The sequence below is a fragment of the Acidovorax sp. genome, assembly GCF_021287135.1.
Lineage (GTDB): Bacteria > Pseudomonadota > Gammaproteobacteria > Burkholderiales > Burkholderiaceae_C > Acidovorax.
In genome coordinates this window covers 1-26,191 of sequence record NZ_JAJTBB010000011.1, presented here as the reverse complement: position 1 = coordinate 26,191, position 26,191 = coordinate 1, and the positions used below count along the sequence as shown (strand labels likewise).

The following is a 26,191-nucleotide window of genomic DNA, read 5'->3' as shown; positions in this document are numbered from 1 at the left end:
GCCGGGCCGCCCGGTGAAGGCGCCCGGTGAAGGCGCCCGATTAAGGCGCCTGGCGCACGGCCATGGCGGCGCGCGCCTGCTCCCGCAGCTTGGCCAGGTATTCCCGGTCCAGCCACAGCCACAGCAGCACCGGCGCCAGCGCCGTGAAGATGAAGAGGTTGAAGTGGTACAGAAAGGCCACCACGTCGGCCACCCACTGGGGCGACCCGGTCTGCACGAACACCTCGGGGCCGGCGCGGTTGAGGACATCGTTGCACCACTGCACGGCCACGTTCAGGGCCTGCACCGGCAGCATGGCCAAGGAGCCGATGAGCAGCTTGCGCCCCCAGTGGCGGGGAAACGAGGCCAGCAGCAACGCCCACAGCAGCACGATGCCGTAGCCCAGCATGCGGTAGTCCAGCATGGGCGCGAGCTTGCCCGAGCGGAACTGGCCGTTCTGCACCGATACCACCTTGAGCGTGGTGTTCAGCACCCCCACGGTGCCATCGCGCGTGTAGCTCAGCGCCCAGTTGAAAATGGAGGAAGCCGCCTCGCCCGCCAGGTAGAACACGGGCACGGAGAACTGGGCCGCCAGGTAGTACCACAGGGGCATGAGGCACAGCAGGCTGGCAATGGCCACCAGCAGGAAACGGCCGAGCGAACTAAGCTGCATGGGCAACGGGAGGTTGGTCGGAAGGGGGCGGCGTCTGGCGGGCGATCCAGCGGATCCAGAGCATCCAGACCACCAGCACGTCCAGCATGATGAGCGCCTGCCAGAGGTACAGGTGGGCAAACTCGAACACGGCCATGTTCCACTTGCCCAGGTAATACAGGCTGATGATGCGCAGCAAGTTCACCACCTGCACGGCGGCAATGCCGATGGCGATGCCCGCCAGCTTGTGGATCCAGCGCGAGGGAAACGCGATCATGCCCGCGATCAGGATGATGGCGGCCTCCACCCCGTTGCAGCCGGCCTCGATGGAAACGGCAAACCCGCTGGCCTTGCTCATCAGGATGCGGCCATGGTGCGCCACGTCGGAGTCCAGCGGCGTCATGAGCGCGGCGCTGGCCGTGGCCAGCAGGCTGGTCCAGGGCTCTACGGCCACGCGCTGCACGTCGTCCAGCATGTCGATGCGAAAGAGGACTGCCAGCACGGCAATGAAAATCAGGAAAAATCGAACCATACGCCGCCGAAAGAAACCGGTGGAGCGCCCACCGTCGCGATGCCCCTTGCGCCCGTCAAAGTGACGCGAAGAATATCAGAAGGCCCCGCGAACACCCAAAGCCGAAATCGCCAATGGGCTTAGCGCCGACCCCGGCCGGGCCGCAGCCTTACAACGGCGGCGCGGCGTACACCAGCACCTTAAGCGCCCGCTCCGGCTGCGCGTCCGCGAACACGGCGGGGTTGGCCACGCGCTCCACGAAGGCCAGTTCGGGCGCCAGTTCGCGCACCTGCTGCTGCAGGAAGGCGGTGTCCAGCTCCGGCGCGTTCAGGCACAGCAGCGCATGGCCGCCGGGCGCCAGCAGGTCGGGCAGGCGCCGGATGAGGCGGGCGTAGTCCTTGGTGGCCACGAAGCTGCCCTTCTGGTAGCTGGGCGGGTCCACGATGACAAGGCCGTAGGGCCCGCTGCGCGTAATCTTGCCCCAGCTGCTGAAGATGTCGTGGGCCAGGAAGCTGGCGCCCGCCGAGAGCCCGTTGAGCTGGTGGTTCTGCTGCCCGGTGCCGATGGCCCCGTGGCTCATGTCCACGTTGACCACCTGGCGCGCGCCCGCCTGAAGCGCCACCACCGAGAACGCACAGGTGTAGGCAAACAGGTTCAGCACCTTCAGCCCCGGGCGGTCGCCGCGGCGGGCGGCCACATGCTCGCGCACCCAGCGCCGGCCCTCGGCCATGTCGAGAAAAAGGCCGTGGTTCTGCCCGCGCAGCACCTGCACGCGGTAGCGGGCCCCGGCCTCGGTCACGGTGTGCGGGTCGGGCACGGCGCCGGCCATCAGGCGCGTCTCGCTGCGGCCCTCCACCCGCAAGGCCTCGCCGCGGTGCTGGAACACCCAGTTCAGCGGTTCGCCCGCCGGGGCAATCTGCGCCCAGCGGGCCTGCAGGGCCTCGTTCACGGCGGCCAGTTCCGGCTCGGTCACCGGTGCAAAGCTGGTCAGCACGAAGACCGGCGGGTAGGCGTCCAGCGACCACTGCTCGCAGCCCGGGTGCCGCCCGCCGCGGCCGTGGAAGATGCGCACCGCATCGGTGGGCAGGGGCATGGCCGCAATGGCGTCGAGCAGGGCTTGCATGGGCAGTGGAGCGGGGTTCAAGAAGGGCTGAAACAAAAATGGGCTCTGGCGCTTGCGCAATCTGCGCCAGCAGCTACGGATTTCATAGCACCCGCTGATTATCCCCCCGGCCCGCATACTCCACCAGCCACTGCCCGAGCGCGGTGCGCAGCTTGAAGCGCTGCGGGTAGGCCCCCGCGGTCACGCCACGCAGGCGTGCGCTCTGCGCCCGGCAGCCCCAGCCCGTGCCACCGCACGGGGCACGCGGGGTGAGAGCAACCCGCGCGGCACGCGCGGTGGCGATCTTGCCACTGCTTGTGGCCATATCGCCACCACGCCCCCGGGTTACCCGGCAGTAGCATGCCCTGCGCCCATCCGCAGTGCCCCACTGCGGCCAGCGGCTGCCGCCCATCACAACAGCACACCCTGCACCGGAGACACGACACCATGCCATTCCCTCGCTGCCCCCAAGCCGCCATCACCCCTCTCGCCGCGGCCTGCTGCGCCGTGCTGCTCCTGGCCGGCTGCGCCGCCACCAGCCCCGGCGCGGGAGGCACCGACCGCAGCGTGACGATCCAGCGCACCACCTACGGGATCCCGCACATCACCGCGCAAGACCCTGAATCGCTGGCCTACGGCGTGGCGTACGCCTACGCCCAGGACAACGTGTGCATGACCGCCGACCAGCTCGTGACCGCACGGGGGCAGCGCAGCGCCACGTTTGGCGCCCGGACCACCGGCCTGCTGGGCCGCCGCTATCTGCCCAACGAGCAGATCGACCTGTTCATGGCGGCGCACATGAACGACGCGGCGCTGGCGCGCAGCTGGGCGGCCACCAGTGCACAGGCCCAGGCCATGGCCCGCGGCTACGTTGCAGGCTACAACCGCTACCTGGCCGATAACGCCGCCACCCTGCCCGACGCCTGCCGCGGCAAGCCCTGGGTCCAGCCCATGACGCTGGTGCAGTACCGCCGCATGGCCGAGGTGCTGGCCGTGCAGGCCGGCGTTGCTGCGCTGGCCGACGGCGTGCTGGCCGCACAGCCGCCCGTGCCGTCGGCCCAGGCGCCAGCCGCCGTGGACCTGGCCGGGGCAGCCCAGGCCCTGCGCGAGATCGGCCTGCTGGACTCGCCGCTGGGCTCCAACGCCTGGGCCTTCGGCAAGGAGGTGACGGCCAACGGCAGCGGCATGCTGCTGGGCAACCCGCACTTCCCGTGGAGCGGGCCCAACCGCTTCTACGAAATGCACCTGACGATCCCCGGCCAGATGGACGTGATGGGCGTGGGCATCGGCACCTACCCGATGGTGTCCATCGGCTTCAACAAGGACGTGGCCTGGTCGCACACCGTCTCCACCGGCAAGCGCTTCACCCTGTACGAACTGGCCCTGGACCCCGCCGACCCGACCACCTACCTGGTGGACGGCCGCCCCGAGAAGATGACCGCCCGCAAGGTCAGCGCCCAGGTCCCCGGCCCCGACGGCCAGTTGCAGGCGCGCGAGCACACCGTGTGGTCCACCCGCTGGGGCCCGCTGGTGGTCGTGCCCCGCGCCGGTCTGGCATGGAGCGCCAAGACGGCCTACGCCCTGCGCGACGCCAACGCAGGCAACACCCGCATGATGGACGCCGTGCTGGCCTTCGGCCGCGCCCACTCGGTGCAGGACCTGCACCAGGCGCATGCCACGCTGGGCCTGCCCTGGGTGAATACGCTGGCGGCCGACCGCCAGGGCCAGGCCATGTATGCGGACGTGAGCGTGGTGCCCGATGTGGACGCCGCCCAGCTCGCCCGTTGCACCCCCAGCCCCGCCGCTGCGGCGCTGCGCTCCGCCGCCGGCCTGGTGGTGCTCAACGGCGCGCGCACCGATTGCGCCTGGCACGCCGACAGCGCCTCGCCCGTGCCAGGGCTCATCCCCATCGGCCGCATGCCCGTGGCCTTCCGCACGGACTGGGTGCACAACAGCAACGACAGCTTTGTCTACACCCACCCAGGCCAGAAATTTGAGGGCATCTCGCCCCTGGTGGGCGATGCCAGCCTCACCCGCCCGCGCACGCGCGCCGGACTGGCCGAGATCCCCGAGATGCTGGGCCGCGGCAAGGTCACGCTCCAAGCCATCCAGGACCAGTTGTTCCAGAACCGCAACTTCATGGCCCAGGTGGTCGTGCCGGACCTGCTGGCCGCCTGCGACAAGGCGCCCACCGCCGAATCGCGCGACGGCTGCGCGGCCCTCCGGGGCTGGGACCGCCGCAACAACCTGGAAGCCCGCGGCGCCCACGTGTTCCGCGAGTTCTGGCGCACGGCGCGCAACATCCCCGGCGTGCACCGCGTGCCCTTCGATCCCGCGCAGCCGGTGGCCACGCCCGCCGGGCTGAACCTGGCCGACGCCGCCACGGCCGCCAAGATCTGGGACGCCCTGGACGGGGCCGTCAAGACCGTCCGCGCCAGCGGCTTCGCGCTGGACGCCACACTGGGCAGCGTGCAGCGCCCGGACATCACCGAGGAACCCATCGGGCTGCACGGCGGCGAGGAGTTCGAAGGCGTGCTCAACAACCTGGGCCGCCAGGAGCCCGCCCCTCTGAATGCCCGGGGCCTGCGGGTCGATTACGGCACCAGCTATGTGCAGACCGTGACCTTCGATGCCAACGGCCCGGTGGCCCAGGCCATCCTCACCTACGGCCAGTCCACCAACCCCGCCTCGCCCCACGCCAACGACCAGATGCGCGAGTTCTCGGCCAAGCGCTGGCATGCCCTGCCCTTCCACCCGCAGGACGTGGCCCGCGAGCGCATCGGGGAGCCGTTGCGGCTGGTGCGGCCCTGAGAGGCGCCCAGGAAAAGATTTTTAACAGCCACCGAGCGCCTGGCGGCCCCTTCACGCCGGTACAGTGAGAAACAGCGAGCCCACTTCCGGGCCGCCACGCCCCTTGAAGGAATTACATGCTGTCTATCCTCGGAACCATCGTCGTCGGCTTCGTCGTCGGGCTCATCGCGCGCGCCGTGAAGCCGGGCAACGACAGCCTCGGCTGGATCATGACCACGGTGCTGGGGGTCGCCGGCTCCCTGCTGGCCAGCTATGCGGGCACGGCCATGGGCTGGTACGCCGCCGGTACGCCCGCGGGCTGGATTGCATCCATCATCGGCGCCATCGTGCTGCTGGTGATCTACGGGCTGTTCAAGAAGGCCTGATCGCCGCGGCCCTTCGGGGCCACCGAAGGCATTTGATGAAAATCGGCCTCCAACGCCCGTCCATCAAGCGCCACCAGCTATTCAAATGATAGCAATCACTGTTGCAGCGCCACATGCTGCAGCAGCATGACCGTCTTGCCGTCCTGGATCCTGCCGCTGGCAATGCCCGCGAGCGCTTCGTCCAGCGGCATCTCGATGACCTCGATGTCTTCGCCCTCCTCCTGCATGCCGCCACCGGCCAGAACCCGGTCGGACGGCTCGTACTCCGCCACGAAGAAGTGCAGCTTCTCGGTGACCGAGCCCGGGCTCATGTAGGCCTCGAACACCTTGCGGGGCTGCCGCACGCGGTAGCCGGTCTCCTCCTCGGCCTCGCGCCGGATGCAGGTTTCTGGGTCTTCGCCGTCCAGCAGGCCCGCGCAGGCCTCCACCAGCATGCCGTCGGAAGAGCCGTTGAGAAACGCCGGCAACCGGAACTGGCGCGTGAGCACCACCGTGCGCCGGCGCGGGTCGAACAGCAGCAGCGCCGCGCCATTGCCCCGGTCGTAGGCCTCGCGCGACAAGGTCTGCCATTGCCCGTCGCGGCGGCGCAGGTCGAAGGTCACCTTGCGCAGCGTGTACCAGTGGTCGGACAGCGTCTGCACCGCATGCAGCCGCACCCGCTCCGTGCTGACGGGCACCGGCGCGGGAACCGGGCGGTGGGGGCTGGCCACAGGGGCTGGCGAAGAAGGTAGGTGAGAGCGGGCGTCGGGCATGTCGGTTTGCACTCCGTTGTTTCGTGCAATATCATGCACAAACACGTAATTTCATGCAAGCCTACGCCCCACCATGCTCACCACCCAACGGAAACAACTCATCCTGGAACGCCTGCGCCAGAGCGGCCAGATCGTCGCCAAGGCCCTGAGCGAAGAGCTCGGTATCTCCGAAGACACCGTGCGGCGCGACCTGCGGGAGCTGGCGGCCGAAGGCCTGCTGCAGCGGGTGCACGGCGGCGCCCTGCCCGCTTCAGCCGCCACGGGCAACCTGCAGGTGCGCGAGCAACTCGCGCCGGAGGAAAAACGCGCACTGGGCCGCGCAGGGGCGGCGCTGGTGCAGCCCGGCCAGGTGGTGATCCTGGACGGCGGCACCACCTCGCTGCAAGTGGTGCAGCACTTGCCGCTGCACCTTCAGGCCACGGTCGTCACGCACAGCCCCACGGTGGCCGCAGCGCTGGCCGCGCACACCGGCATCGAGGTGCTGGTGCTGGGCGGCCGTCTGTTCCGCCATTCGATGGTGAACGTGGGCGCCACCGTGGTCGAGGCAGCAGCCCAGCTGCGCGCCGACCTGTACCTGATGGGCGTGACCGGCGTGCATGCCGAAGCCGGCCTCACCACGGGCGATTTCGAGGAAGCCGCCGTCAAGCGGGCCCTGCACCGCCGCGCCGCCGAAACCGTGGTGCTGGCCTCGTCCGACAAGCTGGGCGCCGCGTCCGCCTTTACCGTGGCGCCTTTGCAGTCGCTGGCAAGCCTGGTGGTGCCTGCCGGCACGCCGCCGCGCATGCGCAAGGCGCTGGAAGCCGCCGGGGCGCCGGTGCGCGTGGCACCGGGCTGACAGCCAGCCCCTGCAGCGCCCCGCCGGGATTCCGCCTCTTCGGCTGGCAGATAGCTGAAGACCTTCTTAGAGATCGACCCGCACCACGCCGTTGCGTGTCGTGATGAACAGGGCGGTGCCGTTCACGGCAACGCCTTCTGGCGGCGGGATCGCCCCGGGCAACGCGCCCGGCAGAAAACCATAGGTGCCGGGCGTACCGACCACGGTGCTCACCAGCCCGCCGGCGTTGATTTTTCGCACCACCGCGTTGTTGCGATCCGCGACGTACAGGTTGTCCTGCGCATCGGCCTTGACATCCACAGGCCACCAGAACTTCGCTTGCGCTGACGCCCCATCCCGGTGGCCCGTCACGCCGGGCTGACCTGCCAGCGTACTGACCCCGCCGGCTGGAGTGATCTTGCGGATCACATGGTTGCCCTTGTCTGCAACGTAGAGGTTGCCCGCCGAATCCAGGGTACCGCCCCCAATCGAGGAGAACTGCGCTGAACTGCCCGCACCATCCGCATGGCCCCGCACGCTGGCCTGGCCCGCAAGCAACTGAACGGCTCCGTTCACAGCGATTTTGTAGATAGCGCTGTACTGCCGGACGGGAATGTAGATGGGTGAGCCTGCCATTGGCTCCACGAAGCCGGCGGCCACATAGACAGAGCCCGCGCCGTCCAGCGCCAGCACTTTCAACCCATCGGGAAGGCTCTCGCCCCCTTCAAAAAAGACCTTGACGCCGCCATCGGGAGCCACGACACGGATGCGCCTGCCACCACCGACGTAGGTGTTGCCCTGCTTGTCTACCGCGGTTCCTGTCATGCCATCCCTGTCGTCGGGCATGCGCACCAAGGTGGTCGTGCGGCCAGCAGGAGTGATGCGGCGCAAATAGAAGGACTCTGCCAGGTGATCTGGCAACTGGGAGTTGGCCTCGGTGAAACGGTCGAGCACCAACACGTTGCCGCTCGGGTCGACCGCCGGGCTGCGCGGATCAGAAAACCGCGCCGCACTGCCCTCGCCATCGGCATCACCCACCAAACCTCGTGAGCCAGCGTAGGCGCTTTCGGCCCCCTGGGCGTCAATTTTCAAGATCGCAGGGCTGCCCAACACCGGAGCGTTCTGACTGCTCCCCAACGCAGACAAGAAGTAGCTGCCTGCGGCATCCCGCGCAAACCCTGTCGGGCTGTAAGACCAGCCAGAAGCCCCATTTTGCGTGGGCGGGCGCACAGTGGAGACCAGGCCCGTGGGCGTGATCTTGCGCAAGGCACCGTTGCCTTCCAGTACATACAAATTGTCCGAACCGTCGCGCACGATGGCCTGAAGCTCTGCGAAGCGCGCATCCGTGCCCTGACCATCGATGGCAACGCCGGCCGTGCCATTGCCTGCGAACACGGACATCTCGCCCGTGGGCGTCACCTTGCGGATCATCGGCTGGTTGCGGTCAGCAATAAATATGTTGCCTTTGCTGTCTGCGACCAGGCTGGAAGGCAAATAGACAAACGAGAAAGCCGGCGTAGCGATCCCTTGGGAACTGATGGAGGCTACGACGGTCACTGCCTGCCCGTCAGTCCCCAATTTGCGCAACGTGTTGTTGGCAATGAAGTAGACGGTGCCCGCAGCATCCACGGTCAAGGGCTTGTAGTTGGTGCATGTTGCGGGACACCCGACGTCCGCCGAGACATTGGCCAGCGTGCTCACCACCCCTGCGGGCGTGACCTTGCGGATGGTTTCCCCGTTATCTGAGACATACGCGTTGCCACCACCGTCGACTGCGACAAACTGGGGATCCAGAAACTTGCCCGCAGCGCCTGGGCCATCCGCGAAGGCACTGGCCATGTCGCCTCCCGCCACGGTGCTGACGCTGCCCTCGGGCGTGATCCTGCGCAGCGCATGGTTGCCGCGTTCGGCCACCAGCAGGCTGCCTGCCGGGTCCATGGCAAGGCTCTGGACGCCGTTGAACGTAGCCGTGCCACGGGGTCCGTCCAAGTTGCCCAGACCGCTGACATCGCCCGCCAGCAAGGCCATTTTTCCAGCGCCCGAGAGTGGCGGGGTTCCGGTATCGGTGCCGCTGCCCGAACCGCCGCAAGCCTGCAGGAGCAAGGCCGCCGTCAGGGCCGCGGCGTGCCGCGCGAATGGGAGATGAAGGTCGAATTTCAGCATGGGGTCGCGTCAGTAGATGTTGTCAGCGCAGGCCGACCATCGGGTTGCAGAGGGACCATGATAGTTCGGCTCATCCCTTTGGCGGAAACACCCTTGCCGCAGGAATGACGCCCAGAGGACGCCGTCTGGCGCGGTCTTTGGCCGCCCGCCCCTGGAGGCGGACCCGCCTGACACCAACAGGCGCCAAAGGGCTGAGGGGCAGGCTCGGGGCCTCGAACCCACGGCCCGAACACGCAAAAAAGCCCGCACAAAGGCGGGCTTCAAGCCACGGCAGAGCGCGTATCAAGCGCGCGGAACGGGTGCGCCCGAGTTGACGCACAGCGCCAGGTTCAGCGCCTTGATCGCGGTCTTGTAGTCCTCGCGTTCGATCACGAACTGCATGTTCACCTGGCGCAGGGTTTGCGACACGCAGTTCACGTTGACCTCGGCGTCGGCCAGCGCCTGTGCCGCCTTGGCCAGAACGCCGGGAATGCTGATGTTGGAGCCGATGGCGCACACGATGGCGCTGGGCTTGATCGTCACGACCTGGTAGGCCTCCTGCAGTTCGGCCACGAGGGCGGGCGTGACCTGGTTGTCCCACACCAGGTGGGCGATGGAGTTGGCGTTGGTCGCCTTCAGGATGTAGCTCACGCCGTGCTGGCAGAACACGTTCATCAGGCCGGCATCGAAGCCCACGGTACCCACCATGCTGGGGTCATGGATCTCGATCAGCGTGACCTTGTCGGTGCCCGTGACGATCTCCACGCGCGCGCGCTCGCCCACGAAGTCCTTGGTGATGAGCGTGCCGGGGTGGTCGGGCTCGAAGGTGTTCTTCAGGCGGATCGGAATGCCCGCCAGTTCCATGGGCTTGGCGGCCTTGGGGTGGATGGCTTCCATGCCCACGTCGGCCAGTTGGTCGGCCACGTCGTAGTTGGTGGCGCCCACGACAATGGCGTTTTCCAGGCCCACCAGGTTGGGGTCGGCGGACGAGAGGTGGAATTCCTTGTGGATCACGGCCTCGGCGGGGCGCACTTCCACGGCGATCTTGCTGAAGGTGACCTCGGAGTAGCCGCGGTCGAACTCGCGCATGATGCCTTCCGTGCCCTTGGTGTAGCCCGTGGCCACCACCACCTTGTCGGAAAGGTCCAGGCCCTTGAAGCTGTGGGCGATGCGCTCGTCGATCGTCCAGGCTTCGTTGTCGTTGAAGCCGGCCAGGTCCATCAGCACGGCTTTCACGCCGTTGGCCTTGAGGATCTCGACCGAGTTGAACGCGCTGTGCGACTCGCCGATGGAGGCCAGCACCTCGCGCGCCGCCAGCAGCACGTCCTTGCGGCTCAGGTAGCCGCTGGCCAGCACATGCTGCATGGCATTGAGGTATTCACGCGCCTGGCCGATGCGCTGGTCGATGAAGGCATCGGCCACCTCCAGCGACAGGCCCAGGTCCGCATAACCGGCGTTGAGCTTCTTCAGGCTGGCTGCCAGCTGGGTCAAGGCGTCCTGGTAGCCCTTGCCTTCCGCAAACAAGGCATAGATGCCGCGCTCGCCCGTCTTCTTGTGCTCCAGCAGCTGGTTCGTCACCCCCGAGTAGGCCGACACCACATAGATCCGGCCGTAGATGCGCTGGGGATCGTGCAGCATGATGTGGCGCAGCACATCGCCAAAGGCGGTCATGGAAGTGCCGCCGATCTTCTCGACAGAGATCTTGGAGGAAGTTACGTCTTGCATGGACAAGCAAAAAGGAGCAAAAGAAAAAGCAGGCCGGGCCGAGCCTACGACCGGCGGGGCTGGGGAGGGAAGCCCGCTATTTTCGCCCATCTTGGAAGTGCGCCTGGTCACCGGCCGTCTGGAGACGGTTCACGCCACCGCTGCCAGCCCTCGCCCAACCGCACAGCCGCACGCCCCTGGGGTCACAGCTGCCGCCGCAGCGCGTCCGATGGAGGGAAAGCGCCTCGCAGACCCTGGGGACCCTCACTGCGCTTGCACGGCCCCGTCGCGCACCACCCATTGGGCGCCCCAATGCTGTGACCACTGTTGTGCCAAGCGGTTAAAGCTGCCGTCGCGCTTCATGGCGTCCAGCGCCTCCTGCCAGCTGCGAACCACCGCCTGATCGGTGCGCTTGGACATGCCGATGTAGAGGCGGTTGACGAAAAGCTCATAGACCGGCTCGAAGTCTGCGGGGTTCAGGCCCGCATCGCTGGCGGTGGTGGGCAGGTCCATGTCGGTCATGACCAACGCGGTGACCTTGCCTTCGAGCAGCTTGCGGAAGGCGGTCGCCCAGTCGGGCGAGTAATCCAGGTTGTGGAAATCCTTGCCTTTGAGGAACTCCTCTTTGGAGTCCCCCTTGATCACCGCGATGCTGGGCAGCTTGCGCGCCTCATACAGGCTCTTGACGCTGATGCCGCTGCCTCTTTTCACATACAGCACGGCATTGCTGTGGACCAGCGGGCCGACCCAGTGGAACTGGTTTTCTCGGCTGGGCGTGCGTGCCATGGTGAACAGCACGGCATTGGGCTCGGTCTGCAGCGCGGCATAGCTGCGCTCCCAGGAGGTGATGCGGACCTCTGCCTGGTGGCCCGTGCGGGCCAGAATCTCACGCACCACATCGGGGGAGAAGCCTTTGACATCCGCACCGCCCGCATCGTGCTTGTTGGCCGCATCGGTGTAGTTCAGCGGGGGTTCGTGCGCCGTACCGACGATGAGCTGCACGCTGTGCGCCAGCTGCGCGGCCGATGCGCCGGGCCCTTGCCGAACGCGCAGGGACGCGGCGGGGCGCGCCACCTGCTTCTCGCTGGCGCGCGCCATGGGCAGTTCCGGCAGCGCATCGGCGGCGGGAAGACCGGGCACGTGGAACGCGGCCGCCGCGTAGCGCAGCCGGTCGGCGCGGGTTTGCAATGTCTCTGCATGAACGCTGGCGTCGTGCAGAAGCTCGGCGTAGCGCCCGGTCACGGCATCCAGGTGGTCCAGCGAGCTGCTCAGCTGGGAAATGTCGTGCTCCTGCTGCTGGGTGACGGCAGCGATCTCTTCCATCATGTGGGTAACTTGCTGCGAGCTGGCGTTGATCTCGTCCATGGAGTTGGCCACCTGATCGGCCAGCTTGGCCGACTGCGCAATCTTTTCGACGGAGCCCGCGATCAGCGTCTTGATCTCTTTGGCCGCGCTGGCCGAGCGCTGGGCCAGCGTGCGCACCTCTGATGCCACCACCGCAAAGCCCTTGCCCTGCTCGCCCGCACGCGCCGCTTCCACAGCCGCATTGAGCGCCAGGATGTTCGTCTGGAATGCAATGCCATCAATGACGCCAATGATCTCCTCGATCTTCCCCGAGGATTCGCTCAGGGCATCCATGGTGTGGGTCATCTTGCTGACCACCACATTGCCCTGGGTCGCAATGTCGGATGCAAAGCGCACCGACTTTTGAGAATCCGCCGTCTTGCTGCCCGCCTGCTGGACGGTATCGAGCAGGCTGCCGATGTGCGACCGACTTTGTTGCAGCAACTCGGTCTGCTGCGACATGTTGGAGGCCAGATTCAGGTTGTTGGACGAGAAAGTGACCGATTCATGGGCCACAGTTTCGGCCTCTTGCCGGACCAGCCCGATCTTCTCGGCGAGCGAGTCACGCAGGCCGTGGATCGCCGCCAACGCACTGTTTGAATCGCTTGTGGGCGTCCAAGTGGAGGGCGCCAACATGCCAGCGCTCAGATGGGCGATGTGTTCGCTCAACGCGTTGGGGCTGGCCCCCAACTGCCGGGCTACAGAACGGTGCAGACGCATCAGCGCAACACCGACCAGTACCGCCGCCACCAGCACAAGCCACATCAAGCGCTGCCAGGCTGCGTCGGAGGCGCTGGGCGCCGCTTGCAGATCACTGTGCAAGCTCCAGGCGCTGGCAGCCAGCACCACGAAGCTGGCCGCGCAGACAAGGCCCCAGACGAAGAAATGTGAACCTAAGGAGGCTTTGGGTTTCATGCGGGGTCTCACCAAAGGAGTGATTCGTAATGGACCCTAAGCAAACTTGATGCCCGCGGTAACAGAAAGTCACAGCCGCCGGGATGCCTACGCGACCCCTCTTGGCGCAAGTTATCGCCCACAGCCCGCCGCATCTGCATCTATCTGCCGGCAGTCATACCGAAGCGCCGACAAGTACAACGTTTGAAAGACCCAAGCGCCACCTACGGCAGCAGCTTCAAGCCCAGCTCTTTCAAGAAAGCGTTGTGTTTGGCCTTCGCCGCCGCAATCGCTTTCTCAATCTCCACCAACTCGCCGTGGGTGGCCTCCAGGTCAATTTCGGCCTCCCCCACCGCCGTGCTGATGTAGCGCGAGATGTTCAGGTTGAAGTCGTTCTTCTCGATCTCCGCCATCTCCACCCGGCGTGCATAGCGGGCCTCTTCCTCGCGGTACTGGTAGGTGTGGATGATCTTGGCGATGTGCTCATCGGTGAGCTGGTTCTGGCGCTTGCCCTTGGCAAAGTGCTCGGCGGCGTTGATGAACAGCACATCGTCCGGCTTTTTGCATTTCTTCAGCACCAAGATGCACACCGGGATTCCAGTGGAATAGAACAAGTTGGACGGCAGCCCAATCACCGTGTCGATGTGGCCATCCAGCAGTAGCTTCTTGCGAATGCGCTCCTCTGCCCCGCCCCGGAACAGCACTCCGTGCGGCAGGATGATGGCCATCACGCCCTCGTCCTTCAGGAAGTGAAAGCCGTGCAGCAAAAAAGCAAAGTCGGCGGCGGACTTGGGTGCCAGGCCGTGGCTTTTAAAACGCACATCGTCCGCCATCGCCTCGCCCGGCTCCCAGCGGTAGCTGAAGGGCGGGTTCGCCACAATCGCATCAAACGCGGGTTTCTTGGCCGGGTTCGGCTCGCGCAGCATGTCCCAGTCGTTGGCCAGCGTGTCGCCGTGGAAGATTTCAAACTCCGTGTCCTTCACCCCGTGCAGCAGCATGTTCATGCGCGCCAGGTTGTAGGTGGTGATGTTCTTCTCTTGGCCGTAAATCTTGCCAATGCCATGCGGCCCCATGCGCTTGCGCACGTTCAAAAGCAGCGAGCCCGAGCCACAGGCAAAGTCCATCACGCTTTCCAGCCGTTGCTTTACGCCCGTCTTGGGCTCCTGGCTGTCCAGCGTGACGATAGTCGAGAGGATGTCCGAGATTTGCTGCGGCGTATAAAACTCGCCCGCTTTCTTGCCCGAGCCCGCCGCAAACTGGCCAATCAAGTACTCATACGCATCGCCCAGCGCGTCCACGCTGGTAGAAAAGTCGGCCAGCCCCTCGGCAATTTTCTGAATCACCGCGCACAGCTTGGCATTGCTCTCGGTGTACGTCTTGCCAAGCTTTGGGGATGCCAGATCAACTTCAGAAAACAGCCCGCCAAACGTGCTCTGGAACGACTCGGTTTCGATGTGTTTGAAGCCCTCTTGCAGAGTGTTGAGCAGGCCCGCGTGCTGCGTGCGTGCCATCTGCGCGATGCTGCTCCATAGAAACTCCGGCTTAATCACATAGTGCACCTTGCGGCGCATCTGCTTTTCAAATGCGGGCACATCGGCGGCATTGTCGGCGTACCAAACGGCCAAAGGCACACGTTTGTCATCGCCCGCCAGCGGCAGCTTGGGGTAATCGCTGCCCAGTTCCTTCTTGGCGGCGGTCTCGTAGTTGTCTGACAGATAGCGCAGAAACAGAAACGACAGCATGTAGTCGCGGAAATCGTCCGCGTCCATGGCCCCGCGCAGTTGGTCGGCAATCGCCCACAGCGTTTTGCCCAGCTTGGTTTGGTTTTGTTCGGTCATTTTTTAGGGCGATTTTTGATGCTGCTTTCCAGCGCCTTGAGTTCGGCTTCATCCTGCGCGTCGGCGGCACGCGCTTCTTCGGCTTTGCGGCGCTGATCAAAGTCCAGATACAGCGGCTCCAGCTTTTGCTCCATGCGGGCGTGGCTCACGGTGCCTGCCCCACTGAGCAGCGGGAACCCGTTGGAAACAATGATCTGCCCCACGTTCTCCCGCCAAAAGCCCATGCTGGTGATGGTTTGCCGCTTGGCGCGCAGTTCTGCCGTTTCCAGAAAGATCACCACCAGCCGGTTCAGGGTGTCCACCTCGTCTTCGGTCAGGTAGTTTTTGGCCACCACAATGTCCTGCTTACGCACCTGGGCACCCTTCCAGGTCAGCAGGCCGAAATGCGGGTCGGCAGGGTTGGCGCGGCTCACGATGAGTTCTGCCGCCGTCTTCTGCGTCACCGCATACAGCAGCAGGTTTTGCACCGTGGCAAAAAAGGTCTGCGTGGCCTCATCCGTCTTGTCGTAGTCCGCCGCCAGCGCAAACAGGTCGCGCACCTTTTGGTAAAAGCGCTTTTCCGAGGCCCGTATGTCCCGGATGCGCGCCAGCATCTCGTCAAAGTAGTCGGGGCGGCCATCCGGGTTCTTCAACCGCTCGTCATCCAGCACAAAGCCCTTGACCAGATATTCCTTGAGCACCGTGGACGCCCAGCGGCGGAACTGCACGCCACGCGGCGAGCGCACGCGGTAGCCCACGGCCAGGATGGCGTCGAGGCTATAGAGCGTGACAGGCCGCTGCACCTGGCGCGTGCCCTCGGTTTGAACTACCGAGGATTCCTCGGCAGTTGCCTCCCGGCTCAGTTCGCCATCCTCGTAAATGTTCTTGAGGTGCAGCCCGACGTTGTCCGTGCTGACAGCGAACAGCTCTGCCATTTCCCGCTGAGACAGCCAGACGGTTTGGTCTTTGGCGCGCAGTTGAATCAGGCTCTTGCCGTCTTCGGTGGTGTAGAGAATCAGGCTGCTCATGCCGCTACCGCTTCCGCCGAAGGGAAAAGCTGCTGCATCAGCCCTTTTTTGTGGGTCTTGAAAGTTTCGAGTTCTTGGGTGGCGGCGGTGATGAGGGCGTCGAGGGAGGTGAGGCAGTCGGCAATGCACTTTTGCTCAGACACTGAAGGCACGGCAATGCTCAACTCTTTAAAAAATGGAAGGCCAATGGTTTTGATCGTGCTCCCGGTGGCTATCCGTTCAAAAACGGGCTTCATCAACTGAAGCAGGTAATACAAGAACCAATTGCACAGTTTTTGGTTATCGCAGTTCCAAACAATGAAGTGCTGACTAACTGCCATGGGCACGGCCATTACGGCACTCTTGCCAACACCAGCGTCACGACTAATTAATACAGTGCCTGCAGGGTGCAAAACGGCTGAGGAATTTTTTATACCCAGTTCAGAAATATTGGTTTCAGTTTCTGAAATAAAACCTGCATCGAGTCGCTTGGAGTCAGCCAGAGAAACCCATTTAACGCCCCCGCCGTAGTACTCCGGCACGCTCTTGCTTGGAGTGTGACCAGACCCACGCTTTGCCAAGTATTCAAGTTTCTCCACGGCCCAGCCTGTTGCACCTTGAAACTCAGGAAACCGCAGACGCGGTTGGGTTTCTCCTTCGCGGGGGAAAAGCTGCTGCATCAGCCCTTTTTTATGGGTCTTGAGCGCATCCACTTTGCGGGCTTGTGCGGCGATCAGTTCGTCCAAGGAACTCAGGCAGTCGGCGATTTTTTTTTGTTCGGCGGGCCGAGGGATGAGAACTGGGAAATCAAGAAAGGTCTCCGCATGTATGCGCTTTGCAATCCGACTTCCATCAGCCACTTCGCCAACTTTTTCGTAAAACTCTTTTCTTTTTACGTACTCCAGCAAAAATACCGGATTCAGTCCATCAGAGAAGTCAAAACAAGGCAGGTCAACTGTTGACTCATATCCATCTAAGTGATTTGGAATCAAGCCGAAGGCCTGATTCAAAAAATCCAACTTGCTATAGATGAATTGGCCCGCAGAGCGGCGAAAGTATTGTGTGTTTACGCTGCCTTGAATAGTTTCATCTTTTGCAAGAACTCCACCGCCCCAAAGCTTCACAGTGATTTTCTTAGCCAAATCACCTTTGCTGCCGGAGACACGGCTTTCACTCAGGTATTCGCGCAAATATTTCGAATCCCACTCGCCCTGGAATCCTGGAAACCTCAACTTAGGTATCAACGGTTTCTTACCCTTATTGCTCATACGCACTCAACCCCGAAATCTCACGCCCCTGCACCCGCTTTTGCAGCAACGGCACCAACTCTTTCATCAACGCCGTTTCTGCCTGCGCCCGTGCCTTCCAGCCCAAGTCCAGCGGCGCCATCAAATCGCTCAGCGCATCGCCATCAAAAATCATGCGCTGCAAGATGCCTTCCACAAAGGCTTGCAGCGCAGCGGGGGGCAGTTGGTGGCGGGTGGCAATGTCGGCCAGCTCAGCGCTGTCTTTTTCCTTCTTGAATTTTGTGTAGCCCTCGCGGATAGCGGCCTCGCTCAGGCCCTCGCCGGCCTTCAGGGTGTGGATGTAGGCGGCGATGTCTTCGCGCTCGTTCATGAATTTGGCGTCGGACAAGATCAAGCCCAGCAGCTCGTCTTTCGTCATCTTCAGCTTGCCGCCGCCTTGCAGCCCCTGCTGTGAATAGCGGGACATGAGGCCCATGATGTAGTCGTAGTCGATCACGCTGCTGGCAAACAGCACAAATTCAAAGTCGAGCTGGTCCACCGCATCGGTTGCTGCGCCGCCCTGCCCTTCGTTGCCTTTGTCATGCTGGGCTTGTTGCGCTTTGAGGCGCTGGGCGGTCTCCAGGTAGGCACCGCGAAAGGCTTGCAATTGCTCCGCGGGCAGGATGTGGTCGATGGCGGTGGCGTTGTCGTCCGTCAGGTCGGTGTATTGGTCTAACTGAGTTTTCAGGCGCTGCACTTCTTTGAAGTTCCGGATAAAGGCGGCGCGGGCGTCGTCGCCCTTCAGGCTGTGCACGGCCTCGGGGGTGCAGGCCAGGCCCTGGCTTTGCATGAAGTCGGCCAGTTTTTGCACGGCGGCGTCCAGCTTTTGAATGACGACCGGGGCTTTGTCTACCAGCCAGATCTTGCGGGCCTCTTCGTCCGACTTCTCGCCCGAGAACAGGGCAATGGCGGCATCGACATTGGCTTGCTGTTGCCGAAAGTCGAGGATGTTGCCGTAGGGCTTGGTGCCGTTGAGCACGCGGTTGGTGCGTGAGAACGCCTGGATCAAGCCGTGGTGCTTGAGGTTTTTGTCCACATACAAGGTGTTGAGGTATTTGCTGTCAAACCCGGTGAGCAGCATGTCCACCACGATGGTGATGTCGATTTTGTGGTGCGGGGCAGCAGGAAAGGCCTTGCGCAGGTCCGCGTCGGGCCATTGGTGGTCTTTGATGCGCTTTTGTACGTCCTGGTAATACAGGTCGAACTCGCCGATGGAATGGTTGGTTCCGTAGCGCTCGTTGTAGCGCGCCAGGATGGCTTTGAGGGCGGCTTTTTTGCCCTCGGGGTCCACCTGGTTGTCTTCTTTTTCCTGCGGCAGGTCTTCCTGGATTTGCCGCACATCGGCATCGCCCTCGGCCGGGGGTGAGAACACGCAGGCGATGTTGAGCGGCACAAAGGCGGGGTCTGCGGCCTGCTTGGCTTGCTGAATCTCTTCAAGCAGGCGGTGGTATTCAATGGCGTCGTTGATGCTGGCGGTGGCCAGCACGGCGTTGAAGCGGCGGTGAGCGGTGGCGGTGTCGTGCTTGGCCAGAATGGCTTCGATCACGGCCTTTTTGGCCAAGGCCTCGCCGGGCTTGGGTGGGTTTTTACCCTCGGGCTTGTAGTAGTCCACATGAAAACGCAACACGTTGGCGTCTTCAATGGCGTGGGTGATGGTGTAGGCGTGCAGTTGTTTTTGGAACAGGTCTTCGGTGGTGCGGTACTGGCCCGCGTCGCCCTCGTACTGTTTGGCAGTGGCGTTGGCTTCAAAGATGGGCGTGCCCGTAAAGCCGAAGAGTTGCGCCTTGGGGAAGAACTCTTTGATGGCGTCGTGGTTGGCACCAAACTGCGAGCGGTGGCATTCGTCAAAGATGAAGACGACGCGCTTGTTGGCCAGCGGGATCAGTTGCTCTTTGTAGGTGGCCTTGCCGTCTTTCTTTTGCTGCTTGTTGCGCTTGCTGTTCTCGTCCAGCGCCAGGCCCAGCTTCTGGATGGTGGTGACGATGACCTTGTCGGCATAGTCGTCCGACAGCAGGCGGCGCACCAGCGTGGCGGTGTTGGTGTTTTCTTCAACGCAGCCTTCCTGGAAGCGGTTGAATTCCTCGCGGGTCTGGCGGTCCAGGTCTTTGCGGTCCACCACAAAGAGGCATTTCTCCACATCGGGGTTGTCTTTGAGCAGGGTGGACGCCTTGAAGGACGTGAGCGTTTTGCCGCTGCCCGTGGTGTGCCAGATGTAGCCGTTGCCGTTGTTTTGGTGAATGCACTCGACGATGTGCTTGACGGCATAGACCTGGTAGGGCCGCATCATCAGCAGCTTTTGTTCACTGGCCACCAGCACCATGTAGCGGCTGATGGTTTGGCCCAGAGTGCATTTGCCCAGGAACCTGTCGGCAAACGCATCGAGGTGGGTGATCTTCTTGTTGGCCTCGTCCGCAAACTGGTAGATGGGCAAAAACCGCTCGTCCGCATTGAACGCAAAGTGCCGGGCGTTGTTGTTGGCGAAGTAGTAGGTGTTGGTGCGGTTGCTGACGATGAAGAGCTGCACAAAGCTCAGCAGCGTTTTGGTGTAGCCGTTGCCGGGGTCGTTTTTGTAGTCAACGATCTGCTCCATGGCCCGGCGGGGGTTGATGGTGAGCGTTTTTAGCTCCACCTGCACGCACGGCACGCCGTTGATGAGGATGAGCACGTCATACCGGTGGTGGCTGTTGTCGGTGTTGATGCGCAGCTGGTTGACCACCTCGAAGGTGTTCTTGCACCAGTCTTTGAGGTTGACCAGGGTGTAGTTCAGCGGCGTGCCGTCTTCGCGGGTGAAGGCGTTGATGCTGCGCAGGGTTTTGGCGGCGGTGAAAACGTCGGGGGTGACGATGTCGTCCAGCAGGCGGGCAAATTCGCCATCGGTGAGGTGCACACGGTTCAGGGCCTCGAACTTCTCGCGGAAGTTACGCTCCAGCGCGGCGCGATCGCGGATGTCAGGGCGGTATTCGTACTTGAGGCCCTGGAGCTTGCCGATGAAGTCGTATTCGATCTCGTTCTCTTTGACGGCAAGGGCTGCCGATGAAGGTAGTGGGTCGTAGGCGTGCGTGGATGACGACATGGTGACTAACGTTATCGGTCAAAGAAACTGAGCATCGATTGTCACCGCTCCAGCGAGGCTACCAAGGGCGTCAGTGCCTACCCCAAAAATTGAAAAACCGTGACAGCCTCACAAGGCCGCACGGCTTTCAGTTTGCCAAAATAGGAGGCTCGTGCATCGACGACAAGCGGCTTGCGCTTACTCAGCGCCTTGGTGTGGCGTCGTCGTTGCTCACTGGCAACGGCAGCGCTACCGTTGTCTCAGCCTCCAGCCCCCACCGGACCCAGTCGTCGCCAGACAGCTCCGCCGGATGCTTGGTGCGGTCTGATCCGTTGCCGCAGCGCGGGTCCTTGGCCGGGCAGTAAGGGGCGCAGCATTATTTGGCCGCCGCCTTCCAGTCGCGGAACACGTCCAGGTCCACGCCGTCGGGGTAGTTCAGCAGGCCGGGGGTGTGGCCCTTTTTGTTCTTTTCGCCGTACTGCCAGATGATCTGGCGGGTCTGCCGGTCGATGACGATGACGCGGTCGTTCAGGTCATCCACCACCAGGATGTCGCCGGTGTGCGGCAGTTCGCGGGCGATGGAGCTGTGGTCCAGCATGCCCTCGCCTTCCTTCACAAAATACTCCCAGGTGGCCTTGCCGGTGGCGGGATCGAAGATCACCACGCGCCCGGGCTTGGAAAAGTCGGCCACGATGATCTGCTTGCCGTCCACGGTGGGGAAAGCGTCGGACGGATAACGCACGTTGGGCGCTCGCACCGACCACTTCACCACGCCCTCGCGGGTGACCCGCGAGATCCATGAGCCCGATATTTCGGTGAACAGCAGGTCGCCGTTCTCCATGGGCGTGGCTCCGTTGGGGTGGGCCAGCAGCTGCGGCGGCTTGTGCTCGCACTTGCCGGTGGTGCCGAACTGGGTGGCAATCTCCTGGGTCTTGGGGTCGATGACCAGGATGCGGCAGTTGCGGATGTCGGCGGTGATGACCTTGCCATCGGCCAGCAGGTGGGCGTCGTCCGGGTAGTTCAGCAGGTTGGGGCCGCTGCCACGGTGGTCGGGGATGCCGTAGGTCCAGGTGATGGCCTTGTTTTCGTAGTCCACCAGGTGGATGTCGAAGTTGTCTTCCTCGCTCACCGCCAGTTGCAGGCCGTCGGCGGAGAAGTTCACGTCCTCGTTGCCGCGGTAGACCTTGAGGTTGGGCGATGCAAACTCCCACACGATGCGCTTGTCGGGCGTGACCTCGATCAAACGGTTGTTGCGGCGGTCGGCAATGACGATGGGGTACGGCAGCGGCTTGCCCCAGTGCGCCACGGGTTTGGCCCGGCTGCCGGTGACGGGCGGGGGCTTGGGCAGCGTCACGCCGCTGGAGACAGCGCCGGCCCCGGTCATTTCGGGCGTGACCGGCACCTCAATGCCCGTGGTGGTATAGCGGTTGGGTTTGGTCTGGGCCAAGGCGACGGAGCCCAGCGACAAGGCCAGGGTAAGCGCTGTCGCCAAAGAGGTTCTCATGGAAGGTTGAATGGACATGGGAATCACCAACAAAACAAGAAAAGAAAACGGTTCAAGGCAGGCTTTCCAGCACGGGGCGGCCGTTCTGGGGTTGGGCGGCGCGCATGTTGTCGGCAAACCGGCTTTTCCACAGGGCCAGTTGCGCAGCCGACACCTCCACGGGCTGGCGCAGGATGATCCAGTCCACCCCCTCCGTGCAGGGGGGCGCGGTTTCTGAGCCCACGTAGCGGTAGTAGCCCCGCTGCGCGGGCAGCAGGTCGGCAGGGTTGACCGGGGGCACGCCCTCTCCCGCCACCGAGGCACCGGAGGCGGGAATGTGGCTGAACAAGCGCTCCAGCAGCGGATGAGGCTGCCCCAGCCGGAACATCAGCGCCACCGCCAGCAGCTGGCCTTTGGGCCCCCTGTGCAGCAGGTGGGCCGACAGGGGGAAGGTTTCGCCGCCCACCCGGTCCCCTCCCGGGGTGTGGAAATGCACCTGCTGCAAGGCATACCGCTCGCCCCCCACCACCAGCGCACTGCCCCTGGCCACCCGCACGCGCAGGGTGTGGCCGTCGTGGGCCAGCACGGGCCGCGCAGGATGGTAGTCAAATTCCAAGGCGGGCAAGGCCCGCGGGGTGGTGTGCTCGATGGCGATGGGCGACTGGCGGCGGCCGTCCGTGCACCGGTCGGCGGCCTGTACGATGGTAGCGACCGCGGCCCATGCCAAACCGGCAATCACCAGGAGTTTCGGACGGAAGAAGGGCACGGGCGGCAAGGGTCGCGAACCAGGAAGGCGACCAGTCTATGGCGGCAACCTTAAGAGCCGTTGACGATCTTCCATAGCGCCCTTTGAGCACCATCAAAAGATCGTCAACAGGCGCTGAGGGGTTGATGGCGTCTTGGCAATCGACCCGGGGAATGAAGCCCTGTGGACAGCCCTGCTACGTAGAAGCGTGGTGAAGACAAAAAAGCCCGGAGACCGAACCGCCTCCGGGCTTTCGTGCAAGCAGTACGGTGCAAGCCTGTTAGAACGTGTTTGCGTCCGCTGCCGGTGGGGGTGGCGCAGCCTCTTCGGCCTCCAGTCCCCACTGGTCCCAGTCGTCGCCAAACAGCTCGGCCGGATGCTGGGTGCGGTCCGATCCGTTGCCGCACCGCATGGACTTGGCCGGGCAGTAGAGGTCGCAGCCCCAGCACACCCGCTCGGGGTGCGCGGGGGCTTTGGGGAACCTCTTGATGGCGGCCATGGCAGCGATCTCAGGCGGGTGGTGACGACAAAAAGACGACTACGTCACTACTTCTTCTGCGGCGGCACGTCTGTGCAGCTGCCGTGGGCAATCTCCGCCGCCATGCCGATGCTTTCGCCCAGCGTGGGGTGCGGGTGGATGGTCTTGCCGATGTCCACGGCGTCGGCGCCCATCTCGATGGCCAGGGCGATCTCGCCGATCATGTCGCCGGCATGCGTGCCCACGATGCCGCCGCCCAGGATCTTGCCGTGGCCATGGGCCTCGGGCGAGTCGTCGAACAGCAGCTTGGTGTAGCCCTCGTCGCGGCCGTTGGCGATGGCGCGGCCAGAGGCCGTCCAGGGGAACAGGCCCTTCTTCACCTTGATGCCCTGGGCCTTGGCCTGGTCTTCGGTCAGGCCCACCCAGGCGACCTCGGGGTCGGTGTAGGCCACGCTCGGGATCACGCGGGCGTTGAAGGCGGCGGATGCCAGCTCCTTGTTGCCCTGCAGTTCACCGGCGATGACTTCGGCTGCCACGTGCGCTTCATGCACGGCCTTGTGCGCCAGCATGGGCTGGCCCACGATGTCGCCGATGGCGAAGATGTGCGGCACGTTGGTACGCATCTGGATGTCGACGTTGATGAAGCCCCGGTCCGTCACGGCCACGCCGGCCTTTTCGGCGGCGATCTTCTTGCCGTTGGGGGTGCGGCCCACGGCCTGCAGCACCAGGTCGTACACCTGTGGCTCGGGCACCGTCACGCCGTCCTTGGCGGGCGCAAAGCTCACCTTGATGCCTTCGGGGGTGGCCTCGGCCGCCACCGTCTTGGTGTTCAGCATGATGTTGTCGAAGCGCTTGGCATTCATCTTCTGCCACACCTTCACCAGGTCGCGATCGGCGCCCTGCATCAGGCCGTCCATCATCTCGACCACATCGAGGCGCGCACCTAGCGTGCTGTACACCGTGCCCATTTCCAGGCCGATGATGCCGCCGCCCAGGATGAGCATGCGCTTCGGAACACCCTGCTGCAGCGCCAGCGCGCCCGTGGAATCGACCACGCGGGGATCGTCGGGCATGAACGGCAGGCGCACGGCCTGGCTGCCAGCGGCGATGATGGCTTTCTTGAACGCCACCACCTTCGTGGTGCCGGTCTTGTCCTGGCCCGTGCCGGTGGTCTCTTCCACTTCAACGTGGTTGGCGCCCACGAAGTGGCCGTAGCCCCGCACCACCGTCACCTTGCGCATCTTGGCCATGGCGGCCAGGCCGCCGGTCAACTTGCCGATGACCTTTTCCTTGTGGCCGCGCAGCGTGTCCACATTGACCTGGGGCGCGCCAAAGTCGATGCCTGCGGCGGACAGGTGCGAGACCTCGTCCATCACGGCCGCAACGTGCAGCAGCGCCTTGGAGGGGATGCAGCCCACGTTCAGGCACACGCCGCCCAGGGTGGCATAGCGCTCGACCAGCACCACCTTCAGGCCCAGGTCGGCTGCACGGAAGGCGGCCGAATAGCCGCCAGGGCCTCCGCCCAGCACGAGCACGTCGCAGTCCAGATCAGCAGAGCCGCCGAAATTGGATGCTACTGGATTGATAGCTGCTTGCGCTTGCGGTGCGGGCGCTGGAGCCGCTTTTGGTGCTGATTCCGCCGGGGCTGGGGCTGCCGCCGGAGCCGGCGCAGCTGCACCCTCCACGTCCAGCGTGAGCACGACGGAGCCTTCAGCGACCTTGTCGCCCAGCTTCACTTTCAGCTCTTTGACCACGCCCGCGTGGCTGGACGGGATCTCCATGGAGGCCTTGTCGGACTCCACGGTGATCAGGCTCTGCTCGGCCTTGATGGCGTCGCCGGGCTTGACCAGCACTTCGATCACACCCACTTCGGCGAAGTCGCCAATGTCGGGCACCTTGATGTCGATGATTGCCATGTGTTGTGCCCCCGCGTTACATCACGATGCGGCGGAAGTCCGCCAGCAGCGAGGCAAAGTACACGTTGAAGCGTGCGGCGGCAGCGCCGTCGATCACGCGGTGGTCCCAGCTCAGGCTCAGGGGCAGCATCAGGCGCGGTGCGAACTGCTTGCCGTCCCACTTGGGCTCCAGGCTGCTCTTGCACACACCCATGATGGCGACTTCCGGCGCGTTGATGATGGGCGTGAAATAACGCCCGCCAATGCCGCCCAGCGAGCTGATGGAGAAGCAGCCGCCCTGCATGTCGGCCGGGGCCAGCTTGCCCTCGCGGGCCTTGGCCGCGAGTTCGCCCATCTCCTTGCTGATCTGCACGATGCCCTTCTGGTCGGCATCCTTGATGACCGGCACCACCAGCCCGTTGGGGGTGTCAGCCGCAAAGCCGATGTGGAAATAGTTCTTCAGCACCAACTGGTCGCCGTCCAGCGAGCTGTTGAACTCGGGGAACTTCTTGAGCGCGGCCACGGCGGCCTTGATCATGAAGGCCAGCATGGTGACCTTGACGCCGCTCTTCTCGTTCTCCTTGTTGAACTGCACGCGGAAGGCTTCCAGGTCGGTGATGTCCGCGTCGTCGTGGTTGGTGACGTGCGGGATGACGACCCAGTTGCGGTGCAGGTTGGCGCCGCTGATCTTCTTGATGCGCGAGAGATCCTTGCGCTCGACGGGGCCGAACTTTGCAAAGTCCACCTTGGGCCAGGGCAGCAGGTCCAGGCCCGCGCCGGAGCCTCCGGCGGCCGCCGCAGGGGCCTTGGCCGCCTGGGCCTTGGTCTGCGTGGCTCCGCTCATCACCTGCTGGGTGAAGGCCTGCACGTCTTCCGCCGTGATGCGGCCCTTGGGGCCCGAGCCCTTGACTTCTTCCAGCGGCACGCCCAGCTCGCGGGCGAACTTGCGCACCGAGGGGCTGGCGTGCGGCAGACCCACCGGGGCACCGCCCGGGGTGTGGGCAGGCGCTGCGGCCACGGCCACTGCGGCCGGTGCAGCGGCCGCCACGGCTGGCGCTGCAGGCGCAGCCACCGGAGCGGTGGCAGCGGCTGCCACGGGCGCCGGTGCTGCCGCCGCGGGCGCGGCAGGCACCGCGCCTTCCAGCACGGCGACCAAATCACCGATGTTGACGGTGTCCCCCAGCTTGACCTTCAGCTCCTTGAGCACACCGGCCGCGGGCGACGGGATCTCCATGGAAGCCTTGTCGGACTCCACGGTAAAGAGGGACTGCTCCACCTTGACCGTGTCGCCGGGCTTGACCAGCAGCTCGATCACAGCCACGTCCTTGAAGTCGCCGATGTCGGGCACGCGCACTTCG

At 64.2% G+C, this 26,191-nt stretch carries 19 protein-coding genes and 1 pseudogene; 3 read left to right on the top strand and 17 right to left on the bottom strand.

What is annotated here, in order from left to right:
* Positions 1 to 40 precede the first annotated feature (40 nt).
* From LWW96_RS02400 to LWW96_RS02390, 3 genes are all read right to left on the bottom strand, one after another.
* Entirely contained in the window at positions 41 to 652 is a 612-nt protein-coding gene (locus LWW96_RS02400; protein ID WP_291484067.1) for an exosortase H-associated membrane protein, read from the bottom strand.
* Positions 642 to 1,163, bottom strand: coding sequence for an exosortase H (xrtH, locus tag LWW96_RS02395; RefSeq protein ID WP_291484066.1), 522 nt, complete (start codon positions 1,161 to 1,163; stop codon positions 642 to 644). Before xrtH ends, LWW96_RS02400 begins: the two co-directional genes overlap by 11 nt.
* Positions 1,164 to 1,311: 148 nt before the next feature.
* A complete protein-coding gene (locus tag LWW96_RS02390; RefSeq protein WP_291484065.1) occupies positions 1,312 to 2,265 on the bottom strand; it encodes a class I SAM-dependent methyltransferase in 954 nt (317 codons plus the stop codon).
* 426 nt (positions 2,266 to 2,691) lie between these two features.
* Between LWW96_RS02390 and LWW96_RS02385 the strand changes: the two genes are divergently transcribed.
* Positions 2,692 to 5,055, top strand: a complete 2,364-nt coding sequence (locus tag LWW96_RS02385) for a penicillin acylase family protein (protein WP_291484064.1) — start codon at positions 2,692 to 2,694, stop codon at positions 5,053 to 5,055.
* 116 nt (positions 5,056 to 5,171) lie between these two features.
* A complete protein-coding gene (locus tag LWW96_RS02380) occupies positions 5,172 to 5,420 on the top strand; it encodes a GlsB/YeaQ/YmgE family stress response membrane protein (protein WP_291484063.1) in 249 nt (82 codons plus the stop codon).
* Positions 5,421 to 5,515: 95 nt separating this feature from the next.
* On the opposite strand, the gene LWW96_RS02375 is transcribed toward LWW96_RS02380, so the two are convergent.
* Positions 5,516 to 6,097 (bottom strand): NUDIX domain-containing protein, encoded by a 582-nt coding sequence (locus tag LWW96_RS02375; RefSeq protein WP_291484117.1) that lies wholly within the window; start codon positions 6,095 to 6,097, stop codon positions 5,516 to 5,518.
* Between the two features lie 148 nt (positions 6,098 to 6,245).
* Between LWW96_RS02375 and LWW96_RS02370 the strand changes: the two genes are divergently transcribed.
* Positions 6,246 to 7,007 (top strand): DeoR/GlpR family DNA-binding transcription regulator, encoded by a 762-nt coding sequence (locus LWW96_RS02370; RefSeq protein ID WP_291484062.1) that lies wholly within the window; start codon positions 6,246 to 6,248, stop codon positions 7,005 to 7,007.
* Positions 7,008 to 7,073: 66 nt separating this feature from the next.
* On the opposite strand, the gene LWW96_RS02365 is transcribed toward LWW96_RS02370, so the two are convergent.
* From LWW96_RS02365 to aceF, 13 genes and pseudogenes are all read right to left on the bottom strand, one after another.
* Positions 7,074 to 9,149 carry a hypothetical protein gene (locus LWW96_RS02365; RefSeq protein ID WP_291484061.1) on the bottom strand — a complete coding sequence of 692 codons (2,076 nt, stop codon included), beginning with the start codon at positions 9,147 to 9,149 and terminating at the stop codon, positions 7,074 to 7,076.
* Positions 9,150 to 9,431: 282 nt separating this feature from the next.
* Positions 9,432 to 10,853, bottom strand: a complete 1,422-nt coding sequence (locus LWW96_RS02360; RefSeq protein ID WP_291484060.1) for an aspartate kinase — start codon at positions 10,851 to 10,853, stop codon at positions 9,432 to 9,434.
* Positions 10,854 to 11,096: 243 nt separating this feature from the next.
* Entirely contained in the window at positions 11,097 to 13,091 is a 1,995-nt protein-coding gene (locus LWW96_RS02355; protein ID WP_291484059.1) for a methyl-accepting chemotaxis protein, read from the bottom strand.
* 203 nt (positions 13,092 to 13,294) lie between these two features.
* Positions 13,295 to 14,908, bottom strand: coding sequence for a type I restriction-modification system subunit M (locus tag LWW96_RS02350; RefSeq protein WP_291484058.1), 1,614 nt, complete (start codon positions 14,906 to 14,908; stop codon positions 13,295 to 13,297).
* The gene (locus tag LWW96_RS02345) at positions 14,905 to 15,915 is read right to left on the bottom strand and encodes a virulence RhuM family protein (RefSeq protein WP_291484057.1); all 1,011 of its coding nucleotides are present in this window, start codon (positions 15,913 to 15,915) and stop codon (positions 14,905 to 14,907) included. Before LWW96_RS02345 ends, LWW96_RS02350 begins: the two co-directional genes overlap by 4 nt.
* Positions 15,912 to 17,162 (bottom strand): restriction endonuclease subunit S, encoded by a 1,251-nt coding sequence (locus LWW96_RS02340; RefSeq protein WP_291484056.1) that lies wholly within the window; start codon positions 17,160 to 17,162, stop codon positions 15,912 to 15,914. Before LWW96_RS02340 ends, LWW96_RS02345 begins: the two co-directional genes overlap by 4 nt.
* Positions 17,152 to 20,253, bottom strand: coding sequence for a type I restriction endonuclease subunit R (locus LWW96_RS02335; protein WP_291484055.1), 3,102 nt, complete (start codon positions 20,251 to 20,253; stop codon positions 17,152 to 17,154). The genes LWW96_RS02340 and LWW96_RS02335 overlap by 11 nt, the downstream gene beginning before the upstream one ends.
* Before the next feature lie 181 nt (positions 20,254 to 20,434).
* Positions 20,435 to 20,596: pseudogene (locus LWW96_RS02330) on the bottom strand (DUF3079 domain-containing protein); the annotation flags it as partial.
* A gap of 12 nt (positions 20,597 to 20,608) precedes the next feature.
* A complete protein-coding gene (locus LWW96_RS02325; RefSeq protein WP_291484054.1) occupies positions 20,609 to 21,736 on the bottom strand; it encodes a PQQ-binding-like beta-propeller repeat protein in 1,128 nt (375 codons plus the stop codon).
* A 52-nt stretch (positions 21,737 to 21,788) separates the two neighbouring features.
* A complete protein-coding gene (locus LWW96_RS02320) occupies positions 21,789 to 22,481 on the bottom strand; it encodes a carbonic anhydrase family protein (protein WP_291484116.1) in 693 nt (230 codons plus the stop codon).
* Between the two features lie 259 nt (positions 22,482 to 22,740).
* Positions 22,741 to 22,959, bottom strand: coding sequence for a DUF3079 domain-containing protein (locus LWW96_RS02315; RefSeq protein ID WP_291484053.1), 219 nt, complete (start codon positions 22,957 to 22,959; stop codon positions 22,741 to 22,743).
* 47 nt (positions 22,960 to 23,006) lie between these two features.
* Positions 23,007 to 24,854, bottom strand: a complete 1,848-nt coding sequence (gene lpdA, locus LWW96_RS02310; RefSeq protein ID WP_291484052.1) for a dihydrolipoyl dehydrogenase — start codon at positions 24,852 to 24,854, stop codon at positions 23,007 to 23,009.
* A gap of 16 nt (positions 24,855 to 24,870) precedes the next feature.
* Positions 24,871 to 26,191, bottom strand: a 1,321-nt coding sequence (gene aceF / locus LWW96_RS02305; protein ID WP_291484051.1) for a dihydrolipoyllysine-residue acetyltransferase, incomplete at its 5' end; no start/stop codon positions are given.

What these genes read in the sequence shown, in the direction of transcription:
- LWW96_RS02385 (WP_291484064.1), top strand. Translation starts at nt 2,692, where the DNA reads ATGCCATTCCCTCGCTGCCCCCAAGCCGCCATCACCCCTCTCGCCGCG.
- lpdA (WP_291484052.1), bottom strand. Translation starts at nt 24,854, where the DNA reads ATGGCAATCATCGACATCAAGGTGCCCGACATTGGCGACTTCGCCGAA.
- LWW96_RS02345 (WP_291484057.1), bottom strand. Translation starts at nt 15,915, where the DNA reads ATGAGCAGCCTGATTCTCTACACCACCGAAGACGGCAAGAGCCTGATT.
- LWW96_RS02340 (WP_291484056.1), bottom strand. Translation starts at nt 17,162, where the DNA reads ATGAGCAATAAGGGTAAGAAACCGTTGATACCTAAGTTGAGGTTTCCA.
- LWW96_RS02380 (WP_291484063.1), top strand. Translation starts at nt 5,172, where the DNA reads ATGCTGTCTATCCTCGGAACCATCGTCGTCGGCTTCGTCGTCGGGCTC.
- LWW96_RS02390 (WP_291484065.1), bottom strand. Translation starts at nt 2,265, where the DNA reads ATGCAAGCCCTGCTCGACGCCATTGCGGCCATGCCCCTGCCCACCGAT.
- LWW96_RS02350 (WP_291484058.1), bottom strand. Translation starts at nt 14,908, where the DNA reads ATGACCGAACAAAACCAAACCAAGCTGGGCAAAACGCTGTGGGCGATT.
- LWW96_RS02325 (WP_291484054.1), bottom strand. Translation starts at nt 21,736, where the DNA reads ATGAGAACCTCTTTGGCGACAGCGCTTACCCTGGCCTTGTCGCTGGGC.
- xrtH (WP_291484066.1), bottom strand. Translation starts at nt 1,163, where the DNA reads ATGGTTCGATTTTTCCTGATTTTCATTGCCGTGCTGGCAGTCCTCTTT.
- LWW96_RS02355 (WP_291484059.1), bottom strand. Translation starts at nt 13,091, where the DNA reads ATGAAACCCAAAGCCTCCTTAGGTTCACATTTCTTCGTCTGGGGCCTT.
- LWW96_RS02315 (WP_291484053.1), bottom strand. Translation starts at nt 22,959, where the DNA reads ATGGCCGCCATCAAGAGGTTCCCCAAAGCCCCCGCGCACCCCGAGCGG.
- LWW96_RS02370 (WP_291484062.1), top strand. Translation starts at nt 6,246, where the DNA reads ATGCTCACCACCCAACGGAAACAACTCATCCTGGAACGCCTGCGCCAG.
- LWW96_RS02365 (WP_291484061.1), bottom strand. Translation starts at nt 9,149, where the DNA reads ATGCTGAAATTCGACCTTCATCTCCCATTCGCGCGGCACGCCGCGGCC.
- LWW96_RS02360 (WP_291484060.1), bottom strand. Translation starts at nt 10,853, where the DNA reads ATGCAAGACGTAACTTCCTCCAAGATCTCTGTCGAGAAGATCGGCGGC.
- LWW96_RS02335 (WP_291484055.1), bottom strand. Translation starts at nt 20,253, where the DNA reads ATGTCGTCATCCACGCACGCCTACGACCCACTACCTTCATCGGCAGCC.
- LWW96_RS02400 (WP_291484067.1), bottom strand. Translation starts at nt 652, where the DNA reads ATGCAGCTTAGTTCGCTCGGCCGTTTCCTGCTGGTGGCCATTGCCAGC.